This window comes from Streptomyces sp. NPDC059909, from assembly GCF_042730885.1.
Lineage (GTDB): Bacteria > Actinomycetota > Actinomycetes > Streptomycetales > Streptomycetaceae > Streptomyces.
The window spans coordinates 1-1,045 of sequence record NZ_JBHWKX010000274.1 but is presented as its reverse complement, the minus strand read 5'-3'; the positions used below and the strand labels follow the sequence as shown (position 1 = coordinate 1,045).

The 1,045-nt window shown below is 67.5% G+C and carries 2 protein-coding genes; both read left to right on the top strand.

Translation table 11 applies throughout. The features are described from left to right. The coding region (locus ACFV9O_RS40805; protein WP_385428233.1) for an NADH-quinone oxidoreductase subunit H at window positions 1-727 on the top strand (727 nt) is incomplete at its 5' end. Between the two features lie 48 nt (window positions 728-775). Continuing rightward, window positions 776-1,045, top strand: a 270-nt coding sequence (nuoI, locus tag ACFV9O_RS40800; RefSeq protein WP_385428231.1) for an NADH-quinone oxidoreductase subunit NuoI, incomplete at its 3' end; no start/stop codon positions are given.

The following is a 1,045-nucleotide window of genomic DNA, read 5'->3' as shown; positions in this document are numbered from 1 at the left end:
CATCTACATCGTGACGATGGTCGGCGAGGTCAACCGGGCCCCCTTCGACATGCCGGAGTCCGAGGGCGACCTGGTCGGCGGCTTCAACACCGAGTACTCGTCGATCAAGTTCGCGATGTTCATGCTCGCCGAGTACATCAACATGGTGACCGTCTCGGCGGTGGCGGTGACGCTCTTCCTCGGCGGCTGGCGGGCGCCCTTCCCCGTCACCGCCTTCTGGGAAGGGGCCAACCAGGGGTGGTGGCCCATGCTCTGGTTCACCCTCAAGCTGCAACTGCTGCTCTTCCTCTTCATCTGGCTGCGCGGCACCCTGCCCCGGGTCCGCTACGACCAGTTGATGAAGCTCGGCTGGAAGGTGCTCATCCCGGTCTCCGTGGTGTGGCTGATGCTGGTCGCCACCGTGCGGACGCTGCGGAACGAGAACATGCCGTTCGCCGACATCGCCCTGTACGTCTTCGGCGGGCTGATCTTCCTGCTGCTGCTCTCCTTCGTCATCGACTTCTACCGCGACCGCCGCGACAAGGAGCGCGAGGCCCAGGAGGGCGCACAGGAGCCCGCGTTCGACCCGATGGCCGGGGGCTACCCGGTGCCGCCGCTGCCCGGTCAGGCCCTGCCACCGGTGCCCAGGCGGCCCGCGCGCGGCGAGCGGGAGCTCGTTGTCAGTGGCGCGCCGGACACTGTGAGTGACCGTGGTGACACGGAAGGAAAGGAGGCGTCCGATGACTGAGGGAGCCAATCAGACCAGGGGTTCCAGAACCCCGTCGCGGGCTTCGGCGTGACCTTCAAGGCCATGTTCAAGAAGCGGCTGACCGAGCAGTATCCGGAGCAGCCCAAGACGACGGCGCCCCGCTTCCACGGCCGCCACCAGCTGAACCGGCATCCGGACGGGCTGGAGAAGTGCGTCGGCTGCGAGCTGTGCGCCTGGGCCTGTCCGGCCGACGCCATCTACGTCGAGGGCGCGGACAACACCGACGAGGAGCGCTACTCGCCCGGCGAGCGGTACGGCCGCGTCTACCAGATCAACTACGCCCGCTGCATCCTGTGC